Here is a 17,724-nt window from a genome sequence, read left to right as displayed (position 1 = left end):
GTTGAAAGAAGTATTTGTGATGTAAGTTATCTACAACTTTATTTGCTTGATATGTGCGGTGTTGTTCTAGTCGAAGTCTTTGCTCCATCATTTTTATTGCGTGATCTGATAAACGTAACATTATACATTTCTCCTTTTCTATAAATATAGGTTTTTAATTGGTATCGTTCCCATATTTATAACTAAGGAGGCATACTGTGTAACATAGGCAAAAAAGCACCTTCCTCTCCCATTACGCTTACGAGGTTAGCTGTCGGACTCGGGAAGTGAGAGTGTCCCTACTTAAAAAAGATTCGCCCCAAGTAGCAAAAAGCTACATAAATGGTTCCCCCGCTCCAAAATTTGGATTCAGCAAAAGGTTTTATAAGGTAAAAAATAACATAAATAAATAGTTAAGTCAAACTATTTTGTGTATTCTGTCTTTTTAGTGAGGTCAAAACCATTCCATCAGGAAGTACGATATCTTGAATTTCAATAAAACCATGTTTTTTATATAAAGAAAGGGCAGGCGTATTGTTCTTCCCTGTTTGTACAATATACGCTTTTGAAGAAGAGAACATGTCAAATATAAAAAGTAGTAACTTCGTTGCTATCCCTTTATGGAAATGATTGGGTGAGACCACTAAACGATGGATATCAACTATATCTTCATCAACTTTAAAAGAAATAAATCCAATGAGTGAATTTTCCAGGAAATATCCATGGAATGTCTCATCGCAGTTTTGAATATCAGTTACAGTATCGTATAAACGGGGGATGGCCGTACTATTTATGTATTTTGCTTCAATTTCGTAAGCAGGAATTTGAATGTTTAAAATAGACAAAGCAGTATGATAAGATTTTGCTATTAATTTTTGAATCATAAATAATAACGCTCCTTTTTTCTGTATTTTCATGCGTTTGACAAGATTTTTCATTTCTGGATATAATAATTACAAGGGTTACGTAATAAGTTAGTTGATAAATAGATTTATTCTATAATAGAAATGGAGGACTAAAAATGGGATGGATTATCACATTAATAGTTGGTGCTATTATAGGTGCAATTGCTAGTTCTATAACGGGTAAAAATTTTCCGGCTGGTATGTTTGGAAATATAATTGCTGGTTTACTAGGAGCTTTGTTAGGTAGTAGATTATTTGGATCTTTTGGGCCATCATTTGGTGGGATTCATGTCGTGCCAGCACTATTAGGGGCAATTGTGTTAATTCTTATTGTATCATTTGTAGTAAAAGCTGCAAGGAAATAAAGGCTATTATTAATTATTTTATAAAGCCCTTTTTAGGGCTTTTCCTAATTAGAGAGGTGGTACATTTGGAGAAAGTAAATATAAGAAAAAGAGATAAGTTGAAAAAGTTTTTTAAAGAACAAAATTATTTAGCTGTACTACTTGGATTTGCGTTGCTGTTTGTAAATATATTATTACTTACAAAAATATCATTCGTCTTTACACCGTTCGTCGTATTTTTAAAAACAATCTTTTTCCCAGTATTATTAGCGGGAGTACTATTTTATATATTGCATCCATTCGTTTCTCTTTTAGAAAGAAAAGGTGTGTCGAGAATTGTGTCAATTGCCTCGATATATATACTTGTTCTTGGATTATTTGTTTTTCTTGCGGTGACGGTTATTCCGATTATTAAAGATCAAGTAAATGCTTTAATAGACAACTTGCCATATTTCGGGCATGAAATCGAAAGGGCAGCACGTAAATTTGGAGAAAGTAATGTAATTGGTAGAATGCAGGAAAGTTTAAATATTGATGTTGCTAATATCGTAAAAGATTCTACAATGAATTTTACAAAATCATTATCATCAGTAACAGGAAATGTAACTGGATTTTTAAGTACACTTACTGAAGTTGTTTTAACATTTGTAATGGTTCCATTTATATTGTTCTATCTTTTAAAAGATGGTGAGCAATTACCAAATCATTTTTTAAAGTTTATATCTGAGCAAAGACAACCAGCTGCGAAGAGAATACTAGATGATATGCATTATGCGATTAGTTCGTATATTAGAGGACAGATTATCGTTAGTTTATTTATCGGTATTATGCTATTCATTGGTTATCTTATAATCGGCATTAAATACGCGGTATTACTTGCTATTTTGGCGATGATTGTAAACGTCGTTCCATATGTAGGTCCTGTTATTGCGATAACGCCAGCGTTAATTATTGCTTTTATTGACTCACCAGCAATGATTTTAAAAGTAATTATTGTCATGATGGTTGTACAATTAGCAGAGGGGAAATTTATTTCACCACAAGTAATGGGGAAAAAGTTAGACATTCATCCAATTACTATCATTTTTATTATTTTAACTGCCGGAAATTTATTTGGAATTATGGGGGTTATTTTAGCAATTCCAGGATATGCGATATTAAAAGTGTTAGTTACGCATAGTTATAGATTTGTTAAGTTGAATACGTAAAAAAGAGCTAAAACAGTTTTATCTGTTTTAGCTCTTTTTTATTAATAATTGATTTGCATATTAGGAGTACCGAGCTGTGCCATGACTGATCCATCAATAAACATCATACGTAGGCTTTTAATTCAACAATAGGTAGATTGCTTTCCTTTAGTTTGTAATCAAATATTATATCGTCCATGCGAAAATTCGTATCAACTTCAAGAGAAATGAAAGTACCCCCGAGTTCTACTTGATTTCCGTTTTCAGTCTCAAAAGTGAGCGCACCGTCAAATGTTTCTATATACTCATCGCAGGTGTATAAATATATAGCAATAGGTGTGAAATGTATAATAACCCCTAAAGTATCATAGTCAGTCTGAATACTGTTCTTAAACTTACCAATTTTTTTAGTAAACCAACCCATAACTTCACCCCGTTTTTGTATTGTAAATAAGTTCTATATATTGATTATACATTACGTGGAATAAATTGGTGATGATTATTGCTAAAATTCTTAAGTCCCCACTGATTGTTAAAAACAAGGGGTTAATTATGGTTAAAGGGTCAAAGAATGAAAATCTTTGTTAAAAAATCAGAAAATTCAGGTTTACATTAAGGTCAAATGTGATAAACTGTAAAAAATAACTAAAAAGCAATGAAAGAGAAGAGTACATATTCAAAACTTTTCAGAGAGCTGATATTTGGTGGGAATCAGTAAGGGATGAATATGGAATGGGCTCTGGAGCTTCTAGCTGAAATGAGTAGGCGAAGACGGTTACTTCACGTTATAGAAGCTTGAAGTGAGCTATAATATAGCTAATTAAGGTGGTACCGCGGGAGTCTCTCGTCCTTTTTTAAGGATGAGGGGCTCTTTTTATTTTGAGAAAGGAGGAGTTAGAGTGAGTGAGAAAATTATGTTAACAGGAATTAAACCAACGGGTTACCCGCATTTAGGCAATTATATTGGTGCGATTAAACCTGCATTGCAAATGTCAAAGGATAATGAAGGAAAAGCATTATATTTCATTGCAGACTATCATGCGTTAAATGCTGTGCATGATCCGGCGAAGTTCAGTAGTTATACGAAAGAGGTAGCAGCTACTTGGTTATCACTTGGACTTAGTGAAGACGTTATTTTTTATCGGCAAACAGAAATACCGGAGATTTTAGAATTAACGTGGATATTATCTTGCCTAACTCCGAAAGGTCTTATGAACCGTGCTCATGCATATAAGGCGAAGGTAGAGCAAAATAAAGAAGCGGGATTAGAGATAGATGCTGGAGTTAATATGGGATTATATACGTATCCGATTTTAATGGCGGCGGATATTTTATTATTTCAAGCTACACATGTACCTGTCGGAAAAGACCAAATTCAGCATATTGAAATTGCGCGTGATATTGCGACGTACTTTAATCATACATTTGGCATGACATTTACACTTCCGGAGTATGTGATACAAGAAGAAGGAGCGATTTTACCTGGTCTTGATGGAAGAAAAATGAGTAAAAGTTACGGGAATGTTATCCCATTATTTGCAGAGCCAGAAAAACTACGAAAATTAATATTCAAAATAAAAACAGATTCTTCACTTCCAAATGAACCGAAAGAACTAGAAACGTTATTTACAATCTATAAAGAATTTGCGACAGAAGATGAAATTCAGTCGATGCGTGAAAAGTATGAGACCGGAATCGGATGGGGCGATGTGAAAAAAGAGTTATTTCGCGTTGTTGATCGTGAGCTAGCAGGACCTCGTGAGAAATACGCAACGTATATGAATGAGCCGCATTTACTATATGAGGCGTTAGAAAAAGGTGCGGAAAAGGCACGGGCTATTGCGAAGGTGAATTTAGCGGAAATAAAAAAACGGATTGGATTTGAGAGGGAACGTTAAGCGTTCCCTTGTTTTTGTTGGAAATCTGTAATAATCCTCTCAATAACAGGAGGAAGATTGCTAGGTAACTCATCAAGCGGAAAGAAGCGTAATTCTTTCGATTCCGTTTGATCGCATACAAGTTCACCTTGAAATTCTCGGCAAATATAAACAACGAGTACACCATGTACTTGATCACCGTTTGGATAGATTTGATAGAAATCTGGTCCTGAGTATGTACGGAACAGTTCTACATTTTTTACGGTAAGTCCAGTTTCTTCAAATACTTCGCGTTTCACAGCGTCTTCCAGTGTTTCGTTATATTCTAATGCACCCCCAATAATCCCCCAGCGGTTAAAATCTGTACGGAGCTGCAGTAATATTTCATTATTTTCATTTAATATAATGGCGTGTGACCCTATTAAAATGAGTGGATGATTTCCTACTCGTTGTCTCATGTCTTCAATATAACCCATATTTTTTCTCCTTGTACTTAATAATAGTTAGGCAGTTCCTTTAACATTTTTTCCGTCTTATGTGCGGTAAAAGCTAAGTTGTGATCATTTTTTGTTCTAAAGAATAATGTACGTAAAAATGTTTTAATGTTGGCGCATAAAATGCAATATTCATTGAGAGAAAGGCGTTTTCTAATTTGAGGAAGTCTCTGTACTTTTTTATGAATAATTGAAATTAAATCTTCTTGTGCAAAGTCATGATATACCATCGATACTAACGGAGTGACAACTCTTTCATCTTCATTATTATGATAAATATCTGCCGAAGTGAAGATTTTATTTAATAAACAATGTATCATTTCTTCATAGCATTCAAAGGTAATATAGGAATTTTGGATAATTTCATTAAATGCATCAGAAACGTGTGCAATACAATGAGCCCAGCCTTTATCTTCAATATATCCACGGAAATCAGTCTCTAAATTTGTATATGTTATGAGATTTTGTTTTATTTCTGTAACATCCTCCTCAGTTAGAAAGTAGTGGGAGTTGGAAAATTGGAGGATTAAAGCAATTAATGAAACAGTATAAGAGCGTGTGAAAACCCCATCTGTATATGGGGAATTAATATCAAAATATAAGTATTCATCGCTTAAACAAGTATGTAAAAGTAATTTAAGTTGATCATCGAGTAGAAGCTCATATTGAATAAAGTGAGAAAAACAATTATAAATCAGCTGATAGCGAATGTAACTGTCAGTAGTTCCAATGTGCTGAAGCATGTTCGTTGTTAACTCATTTATATCTATATGTTGCATGTGCGAATAATCATTTTGTTGTATAAGCTCTAACTGTTGTTGCAGCGCTGTAATATCCAATGGAGAACCTCCTCCGCACTTTAAAGATGCGATCTTTTCTAGTATTCTATATATTCAAGGACAATCCTGCTCATGCAAGGAGACAAAACTTAAATTCAAGTATTATATAGATGAGGGAAGAGTATGACGATTATAAAACAATTAGAAAAACATTTTAAAATAAGAAGAAGTGCTTCTTCTATAATGATAAAAGAAAATAATGCAGAGGTTTTTACAGAAGAGCAAATTGAAGAAATGGTGCAATATTTTGTTACTGAGGCGAAAAAAGGTGGATTAGAAAATCTACAATTTGAGGTTTCTTCAAAAAGTCCCAATTATGATGTATATAAGAAATGCTTTGGAAAGTATTCATTTAAACATATTGCTGAAAATATAATAGTATTTAAAGATATATATGAAGTGGAAGATATAGAAAGTGATATTGATTTTAAGCTTATTGAAGAGATCGGAGAAGACGCTTTTTATTCTCTTTGGAATGAGCTGATGGAAGAAGAAATAGCGTATGATCAATTTGTAAATATGATGGAACAAGAAATTGGTGGGCAATGGAAAGAACATTGTTTAACAGCTGTTGCAAATGAAGAGCCGATAGGAATTGTAGTCCCGTATATTGAAAGAGGTACGTTAGAAGAAGGGAAACTTATGTATTTCGCAGTCGCTCCGAGTATGCGAAATAAAGGATATGAATCTGACTTATTTACAAAAACGATGTTTGTATTAAAGGAAATAGGAGCCACTTATTATATTGGTGAGGCAAATGTACAAGATGAGTGGATGAATGATGTTTTTGAAAAGAATGGATGTCAGCAGCTGAGTTGTAGTGAGCGATATGTGAAAAGGGTTTAGAAGGATGAATGACGTAGTCTCGCGAACTCATTTAGCGGGAATCCATGTACAAATTTTGAACGAGTAAAAGAACTTTTTGCATGTTTGTAAGATAAAAAGAAAAATCGAAACGACAAAGTAAGCTTTCCTATAATACAATAGAGAAGGATTATACTATACGAAGAAAGTGTTGGTGGAAGTATGAAGCAACAAATAAATTGGTTACAAGCAACTGTAGAACGAAATGAAGATAACACGTTACATATAGAGTGGGAAAATAACATAGAAGAAGTTGAAATTTATTGGGGTACTTCACCAGATCATATTGAAGAAAATGGTGAATTACTTGTGACGGTAAATGGAGAGTCATTTACTACAATTGCCAATCCGAGTGAAAATGAGCGTCCCTATTTTAGGTTAGTAGGAAGTAATGGACAAGCAGTTACAGTCGCGGAGCGTAGATTACCATTACAAGGTGCGTTTAACTTCCGTGATATGGGCGGATATGAAACGACTGAAGGCCGTAAAGTAAAATGGGGTAAATTGTATCGTTCTGAAGAATTAGCAGGATTAACAGAATGGGATATTGAGTATTTACAGAAGTCAGGCTTAAAATTAATTTGTGATTACCGTACAGATTTTGAAGTAAAGCATAAGCCGAACCCAGGCATTACAGGTGCTCGCCAAGTATGCTTACCAGTTATGCAAGACTTAGCGAAAGATTTAAATATAAATGAGTTTTTCCAAGTTGGTGATTTATCAGTATTAGGAAAACCTGGTGAATATCTTGTGAAAATGAATCAAGATTTTGTAAGTGGTAATGAGGCATTCGTGAGCTTCTTAAAGTTAGTACAAAATCCAGAAAACTTACCATTAGTAAACCACTGTACAGCTGGAAAAGACCGTACTGGATTTGGTTCCGCATTATTATTACTTCTATTAGGTGTATCAGAAGAAACGGTAATGCAAGACTATTTATTAAGTAACGGTTTCCGTGAGAAGTTAAACGAAAAAATGATGGCATTTTTAGGTGCAAAATTACAAAACGATGAAAGTAGAGCGATATTAGGTGCGATGTTTGAAGCTCGTGCTGAGTATTTACAAGCTGCGATTGATGAAATTAAAAAGCAGTATGGATCAGTTGAAGCATACGCTGAAAAAGCTCTTGGATTTACGAAAGAATCGTTAGAGGAAATGAAAGAATTATTGCTAGAAGGTAAATAATGAGAAGGGAGGCTGGTTTGGATTAGCCTCCTTTTCTTATTGTTGTTATAATTAAGCTATGAGAATATAGGAATTGAGGAGAGCATCATGAAATACAAAGTAATACTATTTGACGTAGACGATACATTATTAGATTTCCCTGAAACAGAAAGAAACGCATTACATAACGCGTTTGTACAATTTGGCATGCCTACAGGGTATAATGATTATCTTGCAAGTTATAAAGAGATTAGTAATGGATTATGGAGAGATTTAGAAAATAAAATGATTACGCTAAGTGAATTAGCGATAGATCGATTTAGACAATTATTTGCTCTTCATAATATAGAAGTAGACGCGCAGCAATTTAGTGACGTATACCTTGAAAACTTAGGGAAAGAAGTACATCTTATAGAAGGTGCAGTGAAACTATGTGAGAATCTTCAAGATTGTAAGTTAGGTATTATTACGAATGGATACACTAAGGTGCAACAATCTAGAATTGGAAATTCGCCTTTATGTAACTTCTTTGATCATATCATTATTTCTGAAGAGGTAGGCCATCAAAAACCAGCACGTGAGATTTTTGATTATGCATTTGAAAAGCTTGGGATTACTGATAAATCAAGTGTACTAATGGTTGGAGATTCCTTAACTTCTGATATGAAAGGCGGAGAAGATTACGGTATTGATACGTGTTGGTATAACCCGAGTCTGAAAGAAAACAAGACAAGTGTTAAGCCGACCTATGAAGTGGAGAGTCTGCTTCGTATTATGGAAATTGTAGAAGGAAAAGTAGTTTCCTTCTCATAAGATTTTCCTATTGTCGATGGGTGTCGGTAAATCGATATATTGAAAAAATCGCTGATATAATTTGAGTTGTGGTCGATATATTGGGAGTATGTTGTTTTGAGGGAATTCGCAAAGAAAAAATAGCGCTACTATACTAATGTCATTCACGTGTTATAAGGTATTAGTTAAATATGTGTATATAATACATAGTTTCTCAGAGTAATGCGATGTCAAGTATGAGCTGTGTAACAACTAGAGGTGAGTGAAGGATGTTAACGTTTTTATTTGAGTTAGACAAGGCTATTCCACAGACGGATGAGCCACGGTATGTTGCTTATACAAATGGCTTTATCGAAGGGGATTTAACGATTTGTGTGGGTGATAGAGTACTTTTTCAAAAGTCATGCATGAAGGTCGCAGAGCTGGGCATTTATTTAGGACAGTGGATGGAACAAGTTCAACACGGGCAGAACATACATATGAATTATGAAACGATTGAAGATGATGAGTTAATTCTTTGTTTTTTCTATGAAGAGGACAATCAGTGGAGAATTTCTTCCGGTTGGCAAGAATTTGAACTTCAGGAGCGTATATCTACTGCAACATTAGTAGAGAGCGTTCAACGCTATTTATATGAGCTAAATAAGGAACTGCGCGCGATAGAATATCCTGTGACGTTTGATCAGTACTTAAGAGGAGAGCGTATTATGCAGCTTTCTTACAAACGACTGTGTGATAGTAAGGCAGACACGACGCCGATAGAGGTTTACAATGGAAGCAAACAAGTAAGTGTAGTACGGGGCTATTATAAAAATACTTTGATGAAAGTGCTAGACTTCATTCCAAAAGTTGGTAGTAATATCAATTATGAAATAAAGGATAGTAAGGACAATATTCGGATCATTGCAAAGGATGCAAGTAGGCGGCGCCAAAGAAAGATTTTAGTAACGTACATCGATAATAATGGTGCAGAGCATGAAATAATTGTATGTGACGGAAAGTTATTGGATGCAAATTTCTTATTTACCTTTACATATAAGACAGAAGAATATGTTGTTCACAAAAATTCACTTGGGATTGGAAAGGTATTACGAAAGGGCTATGTAATAGCAGATTGGAATATTCGTCTTGAGGAAGATATGTATTACATCGAGATGAATGTATATGATGAGGATTATATAGAGGATCAATACTTACTGTTAGGTGTATTTCATGCGGTTTTGTATGGGTGATAAAGTGAAACTTTAATCAGTGGGAGTCTTACTGCTCGTAACTAGTGGGATAAATAATGAGGAGGGAGGCTAATTTTGATTAGCCTCCTTTTTTATCTGCTTGTCGGCATTCATACAAAGAGAAAGCATAAGGTATTCTCTAAAAGATTTATTAATCATGCTGTTCACTAGAGTATATTAAGAATAATGTATATGCAACCATATAGTAATAAAAGTCCAAAAACATCAATAATAAAATATTTAACAGTTGTTGGTTAGAGTTTTTTGAGTACCCCTTTATTAATCCTCAAAAATAAAAATCTTATCAATCGTACTATGAAGTGCCCTCGCTATATCATGAGCAAGCTGTAAGGAAGGATTATATTTTCCTTTTTCAAGATGGCTAATCGTTTCACGACGTACACCAACCTTTTTCGCTAAATCTTCCTGCGTCATATGCACTTTGGCGCGGTATTCTTTTATCTTCGTTACGAACGCCATGGTGCATCTTCCATTTCATCCACAGGTTTATCGTAAAAGAAGATAGAGAATCCGAATGTAAGAATGAGTGTGCTGAAAATAAGAGCGATATCAATCTCTTGTAAAAATGGATTCGGAAATAACATTTCAATAAACATAATGATAGTTGTTGTTAGTAATGTAATGATAAAGGCATTGCGGCATGATTTATTGACGATTTGTTCAAAAAGCTCATCGTGATGAACTTTTCTATATGTCGTGAAAAAGGAGAAGAAACAGAACATAGTAAACAATCCTTTTTCGTAAAAAAATCCGAGAAACCCAAAGAAACCGAGAAATCCTAAATATTTTATCCAAGTTGTTTTCACGATAGATTCTCCTTTCGATGTTAGAAATAAATCACTATATGTTATAAATATATCACATATGGAAATTCATAGTAATAATAGTTTTGCGGTTTATTTCATAATAATAGTAAAAAAGGTTAAAAATTCTGTAAAATAAAAAGGGAAATATCGTAAAATGGTTGTAAGGAGGGGGAGGAAGAAATGTTAACTGGGATAATGATCGTTATATTACTTGTAGTGATTACTGTAATTGGAACGGTGTTAATTGGGCGAAATGGTGATGCGAATTATAGTAAAGCGACAAAAGGAAATATTAAACGACTTACGATGATTTATATTATACTAGCCGTTGTTTTAATCGTTGGATTAGGAGTTTATATTTATTTTAAAGGTTGAAAAAACTGAAAAATGTAAAAATCTGAAAATATAAGTATGCTATAATATCAATATAGTTAATTGGTAATTAAGGAAAGGATTGGATGTAATGATTGAAATTGTGAATGTGTCAAAAAGTTATAATGGATCTAACTACGCAGTAAAAGATTTAAGTTTATCTGTACCTAGCGGAGAAATATTCGGATTTTTAGGACCGAATGGTGCCGGTAAATCAACGACAATTAAGATGATTACTGGTATTCATGGGGTGGACAAAGGGACCATTACAATCAATGGTAAAGATATTATGAAAAACCCGATGGAAGCGAAGAAAACATTTGGCTATGTTCCAGATAGCCCGGATATGTTTTTACGATTAAAAGGAATTGAATATTTAAACTTTATGGCTGATATGTACGAAGTGCCGAAGGAAGTAAGGCAAGAACGAATAGAGTCTTTAGCGAAGAAGTTTGATCTTTATAATGCTTTATCTGATCAAATTCAAAGTTATTCACACGGTATGAGGCAAAAGATTGTTATTATTGGTGTGCTTATACATGAGCCGGATGTATGGATTTTAGATGAACCGTTAACAGGGCTTGATCCGAAATCTGCATATATTTTGAAAGAAATGATGAGAGAACATGCAGATAAAGGGAAGATTGTATTTTTCTCTACACACGTATTAGAAGTGGCGGAAAAAATATGTGACCGCGTCGCTATTATTAATAAGGGGAATTTGCAGTTTAAAGGGAATTTAAATGAAATGAGAGATCATTTTAAATCCAATGAATCACTTGAAAAAATGTTCTTGGAGATGACGGGTAATGAGTAAAATTTGGACGTTAACGAAGGTATTATTGAAATTAAATTATGCAGATTTTATAACTGATAAAAAGAAACGATGGGCATATTTATTCTCCTTTGCAGCGATTTTATTTGTTGGGTTTTTAATATTTGGTTCGATGACGCATGGAATATATGAAGGTATGAAACAAATAGGTCAGGAGCCAGGAATTATTATTGCAATGGGACTAGCGATTGCGAGTATATGGGTATTTTTAATGAGTATAACGAACATTTTGACGGTATTTTATTATAGTAATGACATTGAAATGTTGTTACCATTACCATTAAAACCATCCCAAATTATTTCAGCGAAGTTTTTTACAGTATTAATTACACAATACGTAATGAGTTCGTTTATTTTATGGCCTATCTTTATTACTTACGGTTTAAAGAGTGGTGCGTTTATTACATACTACCTATATATGATTGTCATTTACTTATTCTTCCCGATCCTTCCGTTAGTTTTAGCTTCATTGATTATGACAATTATTATGAGGTATACGAATATAGCGAAAAATAAAGACCGGGGAAATATATTTATCGGAATCGTAAGTATACTGTTTATCGTAGGGATTAATGTATTTATGCAGTGGAGAAATAAAAGTGCGTTTTCTGGAGACACAGCTGCGGACTACCTTGTAAATAATCAATCCTCTCTTTTCGTTCAAATGACAAATTATTTTCCGACTACATATTTTGGAGCGATGGGATTAGTAGAAAACGCATCGTGGAAAGGTCTTTTATATGTAATTATTTTTATCCTTATTTCAATCGTATGTTTCGGGATATTTTATTACATTGCAGAGCGTACATATTTAAAAGGGGTTATTGGTCTTTCAACGAGTACAGCAAAGAAAGAGGTAATTTCAGCAGAAGGTTTACAGAAATCAACGGTACAAAGTTCACATTTAAAAGCATATGTGAAAAAAGAATTTAAAACGTTATTCCGCACGCCACAATTTTTCTTAAATTGTATTGTGCAAACTTTCGTTATGCCAATTATGCTGTTCTTTGTTTTATTTGTACAAGATGGAAATTTAAAATGGATTACGGAATATATTGATAATCCAGAATCAGCAGGCTTTGCAATTGGTGTTGGCCTTTGTGCATCCTTATTTTTAATGGGGAGTAATGTTATTGCAACAACGTCATTCTCACGAGATGGAAGCTCTTGGTTTGTGAATCGTTATTTACCAGTAAAGGCTTCGGATATCTTTTTTGCGAAAGCAATAACTGCTTGGTTAATTAATGTGGTCATTTTAGCAGTATTCGGTATTACGATGGCAGTTGTAGCAAAAGTTTCCCCAGTCTTTATGATACTTTGGTTCTTGCTAAGTGCGAACGGGTTATTGTTAATTAATTTGATCGGTACGCGCTGGGATGCACAAACTGCAGATATACATTGGGATACAGAACAGAAATTATTTAAGAGTCGATACACAACTTTATGGAATTTTTTAGCTAATATTTTAATAGCTTTAATTATTGTAGCGGGAGTAAGTGTATTATACTTTGTCCTTCAGGTAGGACTGTGGGTTATGTTTATTATTTTATTTATACTGTTTACCATTGCCAATTTAATTTTAATTAGAATTTTAAAATTAGGTGCAGAGCGTATATTGTCAAATATTCAATAAGAAGGTAGATCCTCTGTATTCGTGCAGAGGATCTATCTATAGATGGAGGAGAAAAGGTGAAGAAAATAGCAATTGTAACAGGGGCAACTCGTCTGAATGGAATTGGTGCAGCTGTATGCAAGGTGCTTGCTCAAAAGGGGATAGACGTCTTTTTCACGTACTGGCCTCGGTATGATAAAGCAATGCCGTGGGGAATGAATGATCAAGAACCCTTTTTGTTGAAAAAGGAAATTGAAAGTTACGGCGTTCGATGTGAAATGGCAGAAATCAACTTATCGCAGTCTTATTCGCCTAATCGTGTATTGTATATGGTATCAGAACGTTTAGGTGAGCCATCTATTCTTATTAATAATGCGGCGTATTCTACTCATACGAAAATTGAAGAGTTAGATGTAGAGCAGTTAGATAAACATTATACGGTCAATGTTCGTGCTCCTATGCTATTAAGTTCATTATTTATGAAACATTTTTCACTTAAAACGAGTGGAAGTATTATCAATCTTACTTCTGGGCAGTCACTAGCGCCAATGCCAGATGAACTGGCATACGTAGCAACAAAGGGAGCAATAGAAGCATTTACAAAGTCAGTTGCACCAGTAGCTATGGAGAAGGGGATTACAGTCAATGCTGTTGATCCAGGACCAACGAATACAGGATGGATTACAGAGGAATTACAGCATCATTTAGTATGGAAATTCCCGCAAGGTAGAGTGGGAGAACCGGTGGATGCTGCCCGTTTAATCGCTTTTTTAGTAAGTGAAGAGGCGAAGTGGGTTACTGGGCAAGTCATTCATTCGAACGGTGGTTTTTCATAAAAATATTATGTTAACAAGTGTTGAGAAATAAAAAAAATAGGAATTATTTTATTTTTTTGTGTAAATAAAATGTCAAGAAAGATAAAAAATTGATAGGAGAGTATGTTGTCATTTGTAGATTGTAAATCTTCATGTGACAACATACTCTTTTTCTTTTGCTACAGAGAAGAAAAATGAGGTAGAAGAAACTCGAATATTAAAATAAATTTATCGTTTTTTGTACGTATTATTATGAAGATTACTGTCGGAAAGATGGTGATTCGTGTGAAAAGGGATTTTTTAAGAGAAAATAGAATCGTAAAGAGGAGGATAAATTATATAAACATAGGGGGATTTTTATGAAAATGAAAAAGGTCGCTATCGCATCAGTAGCAATTGGTACAATGCTTTCAATGGCAGCTTGTAGTACCTTCACAGATAAAGATGAAGCGAAGAAGGATCCAGCAACAGCGCAAAATGAAGAGCAATCAAAAACGACAAGTGCAGATGAAGCGTCAAAAACAACGAAAGATACTGAAAAAGACACAAATACTTCTTCGAATGAAAAAACAGATAAGGATACAAAAAATACAAAGGAATCATCAGGAACAGAAAGTAACGGCAAAACAACAAAAGAAAAAGAAACGACAGGAAAAACGAATGATCAAACTACTAGCGGGAAAACAACAGATCAAAGCACAAGTACAAACAATAACGGAAAGACAACAGATCAAAGTACAAGTGCAAACAACAACGGAAAAACAACGAAAGATCCGAAGAAAAGCGTAGCTGTGAAAACAAATGTAAAAGAAGTCGTTACATTAATTGAAAGCTTAGACAAGCAATTAGCTGCAAGCCCTAAATTAGAAGCAGTTAATAAACTTGGAAAACAAATTAATGAGAAGTGGGATGTAATTGAGAAAGATTTAGAGGCATCACACCCGACTGAATTTAAAACTATCGGGCAAAGTATGTATCCGTTAATTGTAGGAGCGGAGAAAGAAAAGATAGATGTTAATAAAATGAAGTCATTAACGACGAAAACGAAAAAAGATTTAAATCAATTATTAACGAAGCTTTCATAGTTTCAAAAGCCTACTCGTGCGAGTAGGCCTTTTTAGTTTGGTGAGGTAGTATATGAGGCTCACCATATACTATCTAAATCTTTTTATTTACTGTTCATTTTCGGTGGGTGTTAAGAAATACAGACTTAACATCCCAATGATAAAAATAAAACCACTACGGACAATTCACAATGGTAATTGTGACGCTAGCCATTGTTCGAGGAGAATCAAGAAGTGACGCAGCAACAATTACCGTTCCAGGTCCATTTGCGGCTAGAAATACAGCGGTAAAGTTACCTGAAGCATTGGTGATGGTAGCAAGAGGAACCATAAAAGCAAGAGAAGGATTACTAAATGAAAAGCTGACTACTACCCCTGCAGCAGGACTACCGTTTACTAATACTTGATCCGAAAAGAACAAAGTATTATTTCCTTGGGTGGATAGACATGCTGTGGTTGCGTTAGAAGTTAAGGTAATAAAATCCGTATGATAATACATAGTATATAAGCAAAGAAGAGCCTGATATGGCTCTCAGGCTCTTCCCTCAATAGCAAAGAGTAAGTCTTTTAATTACCCTTCTGCTACATAATACACAAAATTTATATATATGTGTAGAGCAAAAAAATCCAATATAATTATTTGAATATAGTGTTTAAGGGTGAAATCAGAGGATTAAAATAAGGAATTAAATTACAAATGTTGATATAACGCTTGAAATCAATAGGGTTCCAACGAAGTATAGGGAATAAAGTGATATTACGATAATGAAATATGAAATATTGCATATCGAATTATGAAAGTGAAAACTGAACAAAAACGTTATTTGATATAGAAAGAGATTTAGGAATTGCAAGGTGAAAAGTTTAATGAATAATCCCTTTTCGTTCAATATTCATAGTATGAAAGATGGAATACAAAAATATTTACAGAGGTGAGGTGAATAAAGCATGCTCTGTAATTATTTTTACAATGAAACGCAAATGCGTCCTTTAGGAGGGCAAGGGCCTGCGCCTGCGCAAAGTACTATTCATATACAAGCACAGCAACAAGCATTACAAGCGCAACAAATGCAACATAGTTATTACCCATCACAATCGTTTTATTCATTACATTCGTATTATCCATCACAATCGTATTACATGATGTAGATTGCACAGGATGGAATGTCTTTTTGATCGTTACCATATGAAACTGTATATGTTTTATAGCGGAAAATGACAAAACAAAAATAGCTCTTTGATGGAGATAGGCTGCAAAAACATAAATTTCATATTTAAAAAAAGAAAAAAAGATTGCCTGTATCTTAAGAGGCAATCTTTTTTGAGTTGTTTGTAATGGTTAAGTACAGGTTTTAAATATTATTTAGTGTTATTTCTACTCTCCAAAACCTGCTCCATATTATTAGTTGCCCATTCCATCATTAAAAGGATAATTGGACGTAGTGACTCACCAAGTTCAGTTAACGAATATTCTACTTTAGGGGGCACTTCACGATATACCTCCCGATGTACGATGCCATCTGCTTCAAGTTCTCTAAGTTGAAGTGTTAACATTCTTTGGGTGATATTAGGTTTTAATCTTTTTAATTCATTAAATCGTTTTTTACCATCTAACAAATGATAAAGAATAACCCCTTTCCATTTCCCGCCAATAACCTCGACGATAGCTTCTACTGGACAAGAATATTTATTTAAAAATGGATAATTTACATCATCTTCTTTTGAACTAATCATAAAAAGACTCTCCCTTAACAATAGTATCTTTTTTGATACTATAGCACAAAAATGTGCGTACTTGTAACATTGTTACTTAAAAAATATAATTTAGTTAAGTAATAAATTAATGAAAAGAGGAACTTTTATGACTAACACAAAACAAAAAATTATGGAAGCTTTTAACTTTAGACATGCGTGTAAAGAGTTTGATCCTATGAAGAAAATTTCAGAAGATGATTTTGAGTTTATTTTAGAAACAGGAAGATTATCTCCTTCTTCTTTTGGATATGAGCCTTGGAACTTTATTGTGGTTCAAAATAAAGAATTAAGAGAAAAACTATTACCATATTCATGGGGAGCAGGTGGGCAGCTTTCAACAGCAAGTCATTTTGTCATTGTTCTTTCAAGAACCATTAAAGATATGCACTATGATGCAGAGTATATTCAGCACATGATGAAAGATATTATTGGATTGCCTGAAGAAGCTCAACAGATGAGATATGAATTCTTCAAAAAATTCCAAGAATCGGATTTTAAATTGTTAGACTCCGAACGTGCTGTATTTGATTGGTCATCAAAGCAATCTTATATTGCTTTAGCTAATATGATGACTAGTGCAGCTCAAATCGGTATTGATTCTTGTCCAATGGAAGGATTCGATAAAGAAAAAGTAGATTCTTTACTTCGTCAAGAAGGAATTCTAAAAGAAGATAATCTTGAAGTATCAGTTATGGTTGCATTCGGATATCGTAAAGGAGAACCAAAATTTAATAAAACAAGACAAACTATGGATACTATTGTTGAAT

The 17,724-nt window shown here is 33.9% G+C and carries 22 protein-coding genes, 1 riboswitch and 1 other annotated feature; of the genes, 15 read left to right on the top strand and 7 right to left on the bottom strand.

The features are described from left to right. Nucleotides 1-219 precede the first annotated feature (219 nt). Nucleotides 220-364, bottom strand: a riboswitch (cyclic di-AMP (ydaO/yuaA leader). Between the two features lie 28 nt (nucleotides 365-392). Then, nucleotides 393-863 carry a GNAT family N-acetyltransferase gene (locus AB3X48_RS08475; RefSeq protein WP_016105512.1) on the bottom strand — a complete coding sequence of 157 codons (471 nt, stop codon included), beginning with the start codon at nucleotides 861-863 and terminating at the stop codon, nucleotides 393-395. Between the two features lie 137 nt (nucleotides 864-1,000). Here AB3X48_RS08475 and AB3X48_RS08470 point away from each other — a divergent pair, with 137 nt between their 5' ends. Beyond that, complete coding sequence (locus AB3X48_RS08470) at nucleotides 1,001-1,249, top strand: GlsB/YeaQ/YmgE family stress response membrane protein (RefSeq protein WP_002110912.1); 249 nt, start codon at nucleotides 1,001-1,003, stop codon at nucleotides 1,247-1,249. Nucleotides 1,250-1,314: 65 nt separating this feature from the next. Then, nucleotides 1,315-2,436: an AI-2E family transporter gene (locus AB3X48_RS08465; protein WP_002110910.1), complete on the top strand. Its 1,122-nt coding sequence runs from the start codon at nucleotides 1,315-1,317 to the stop codon at nucleotides 2,434-2,436. A 103-nt stretch (nucleotides 2,437-2,539) separates the two neighbouring features. Here the strand turns inward: AB3X48_RS08465 and AB3X48_RS08460 are convergent, their stop codons facing one another. Continuing rightward, entirely contained in the window at nucleotides 2,540-2,839 is a 300-nt protein-coding gene (locus AB3X48_RS08460; RefSeq protein ID WP_016105511.1) for a hypothetical protein, read from the bottom strand. Between the two features lie 222 nt (nucleotides 2,840-3,061). Continuing rightward, nucleotides 3,062-3,270: a binding site (T-box leader), on the top strand. A gap of 44 nt (nucleotides 3,271-3,314) precedes the next feature. Here AB3X48_RS08460 and AB3X48_RS08455 point away from each other — a divergent pair. Then, complete coding sequence (locus AB3X48_RS08455) at nucleotides 3,315-4,313, top strand: tryptophan--tRNA ligase (protein WP_016105510.1); 999 nt, start codon at nucleotides 3,315-3,317, stop codon at nucleotides 4,311-4,313. Here the strand turns inward: AB3X48_RS08455 and AB3X48_RS08450 are convergent. Both AB3X48_RS08450 and AB3X48_RS08445 read right to left on the bottom strand, forming a co-directional pair. Beyond that, entirely contained in the window at nucleotides 4,310-4,768 is a 459-nt protein-coding gene (locus AB3X48_RS08450; RefSeq protein ID WP_002161079.1) for an NUDIX hydrolase, read from the bottom strand. The genes AB3X48_RS08455 and AB3X48_RS08450 overlap by 4 nt on opposite strands. Before the next feature lie 17 nt (nucleotides 4,769-4,785). Continuing rightward, a complete protein-coding gene (locus tag AB3X48_RS08445) occupies nucleotides 4,786-5,625 on the bottom strand; it encodes a DUF2785 domain-containing protein (RefSeq protein ID WP_002110905.1) in 840 nt (279 codons plus the stop codon). A gap of 123 nt (nucleotides 5,626-5,748) precedes the next feature. Between AB3X48_RS08445 and AB3X48_RS08440 the strand changes: the two genes are divergently transcribed. The 4 genes from AB3X48_RS08440 (at nucleotide 5,749) to AB3X48_RS08425 (ending at nucleotide 9,677) form a co-directional block, all read left to right on the top strand. Further along, the gene (locus tag AB3X48_RS08440; RefSeq protein ID WP_246908178.1) at nucleotides 5,749-6,471 is read left to right on the top strand and encodes a GNAT family N-acetyltransferase; all 723 of its coding nucleotides are present in this window, start codon (nucleotides 5,749-5,751) and stop codon (nucleotides 6,469-6,471) included. A gap of 180 nt (nucleotides 6,472-6,651) precedes the next feature. Then, a complete protein-coding gene (locus AB3X48_RS08435) occupies nucleotides 6,652-7,674 on the top strand; it encodes a tyrosine-protein phosphatase (RefSeq protein WP_088099364.1) in 1,023 nt (340 codons plus the stop codon). A gap of 87 nt (nucleotides 7,675-7,761) precedes the next feature. Then, a complete protein-coding gene (locus AB3X48_RS08430) occupies nucleotides 7,762-8,466 on the top strand; it encodes a YjjG family noncanonical pyrimidine nucleotidase (protein ID WP_246908175.1) in 705 nt (234 codons plus the stop codon). A 248-nt stretch (nucleotides 8,467-8,714) separates the two neighbouring features. Then, nucleotides 8,715-9,677, top strand: coding sequence for a tubby C-terminal domain-like protein (locus AB3X48_RS08425; RefSeq protein ID WP_246908173.1), 963 nt, complete (start codon nucleotides 8,715-8,717; stop codon nucleotides 9,675-9,677). A 279-nt stretch (nucleotides 9,678-9,956) separates the two neighbouring features. On the opposite strand, the gene AB3X48_RS08420 is transcribed toward AB3X48_RS08425, so the two are convergent. Together AB3X48_RS08420 and AB3X48_RS08415 are read right to left on the bottom strand one after the other, a co-directional pair. Continuing rightward, complete coding sequence (locus AB3X48_RS08420) at nucleotides 9,957-10,157, bottom strand: helix-turn-helix transcriptional regulator (RefSeq protein ID WP_002110900.1); 201 nt, start codon at nucleotides 10,155-10,157, stop codon at nucleotides 9,957-9,959. Beyond that, nucleotides 10,145-10,504, bottom strand: a complete 360-nt coding sequence (locus tag AB3X48_RS08415) for a DUF2178 domain-containing protein (RefSeq protein WP_002110899.1) — start codon at nucleotides 10,502-10,504, stop codon at nucleotides 10,145-10,147. The genes AB3X48_RS08420 and AB3X48_RS08415 overlap by 13 nt, the downstream gene beginning before the upstream one ends. 180 nt (nucleotides 10,505-10,684) lie before the next feature. On the opposite strand from AB3X48_RS08415, the gene AB3X48_RS08410 reads away from it, so the two are divergent. The 7 genes from AB3X48_RS08410 (at nucleotide 10,685) to AB3X48_RS08380 (ending at nucleotide 16,351) form a co-directional block, all read left to right on the top strand. Next, nucleotides 10,685-10,879 (top strand): hypothetical protein, encoded by a 195-nt coding sequence (locus AB3X48_RS08410; RefSeq protein WP_002142517.1) that lies wholly within the window; start codon nucleotides 10,685-10,687, stop codon nucleotides 10,877-10,879. 88 nt (nucleotides 10,880-10,967) lie between these two features. After that, nucleotides 10,968-11,693, top strand: coding sequence for an ABC transporter ATP-binding protein (locus tag AB3X48_RS08405; protein ID WP_002146599.1), 726 nt, complete (start codon nucleotides 10,968-10,970; stop codon nucleotides 11,691-11,693). Continuing rightward, nucleotides 11,686-13,344: a putative ABC transporter permease subunit gene (locus AB3X48_RS08400; protein ID WP_002161087.1), complete on the top strand. Its 1,659-nt coding sequence runs from the start codon at nucleotides 11,686-11,688 to the stop codon at nucleotides 13,342-13,344. Before AB3X48_RS08405 ends, AB3X48_RS08400 begins: the two co-directional genes overlap by 8 nt. 56 nt (nucleotides 13,345-13,400) lie before the next feature. Continuing rightward, nucleotides 13,401-14,159, top strand: a complete 759-nt coding sequence (locus AB3X48_RS08395) for an SDR family oxidoreductase (RefSeq protein ID WP_002161088.1) — start codon at nucleotides 13,401-13,403, stop codon at nucleotides 14,157-14,159. Nucleotides 14,160-14,497: 338 nt separating this feature from the next. Continuing rightward, nucleotides 14,498-15,223 (top strand): hypothetical protein, encoded by a 726-nt coding sequence (locus AB3X48_RS08390; protein WP_088099361.1) that lies wholly within the window; start codon nucleotides 14,498-14,500, stop codon nucleotides 15,221-15,223. Between the two features lie 170 nt (nucleotides 15,224-15,393). Beyond that, entirely contained in the window at nucleotides 15,394-15,609 is a 216-nt protein-coding gene (locus AB3X48_RS08385; RefSeq protein ID WP_088099360.1) for a hypothetical protein, read from the top strand. A gap of 541 nt (nucleotides 15,610-16,150) precedes the next feature. Further along, nucleotides 16,151-16,351 carry a hypothetical protein gene (locus AB3X48_RS08380; protein ID WP_088099359.1) on the top strand — a complete coding sequence of 67 codons (201 nt, stop codon included), beginning with the start codon at nucleotides 16,151-16,153 and terminating at the stop codon, nucleotides 16,349-16,351. Nucleotides 16,352-16,561: 210 nt separating this feature from the next. Here the strand turns inward: AB3X48_RS08380 and AB3X48_RS08375 are convergent, their stop codons facing one another. Further along, a complete protein-coding gene (locus AB3X48_RS08375; RefSeq protein WP_002128279.1) occupies nucleotides 16,562-16,936 on the bottom strand; it encodes a winged helix-turn-helix transcriptional regulator in 375 nt (124 codons plus the stop codon). A gap of 109 nt (nucleotides 16,937-17,045) precedes the next feature. On the opposite strand from AB3X48_RS08375, the gene AB3X48_RS08370 reads away from it, so the two are divergent. Further along, the coding region (locus AB3X48_RS08370) for an NAD(P)H-dependent oxidoreductase (protein ID WP_483298823.1) at nucleotides 17,046-17,724 on the top strand (679 nt) is incomplete at its 3' end.

This window comes from Bacillus sp. S4 (assembly GCF_040838205.1).
GTDB lineage: Bacteria > Bacillota > Bacilli > Bacillales > Bacillaceae_G > Bacillus_A > Bacillus_A cereus_U.
The sequence above is the reverse complement of the archived record's forward strand: the minus strand, read 5'-3'. Positions and strand labels throughout refer to the sequence as shown.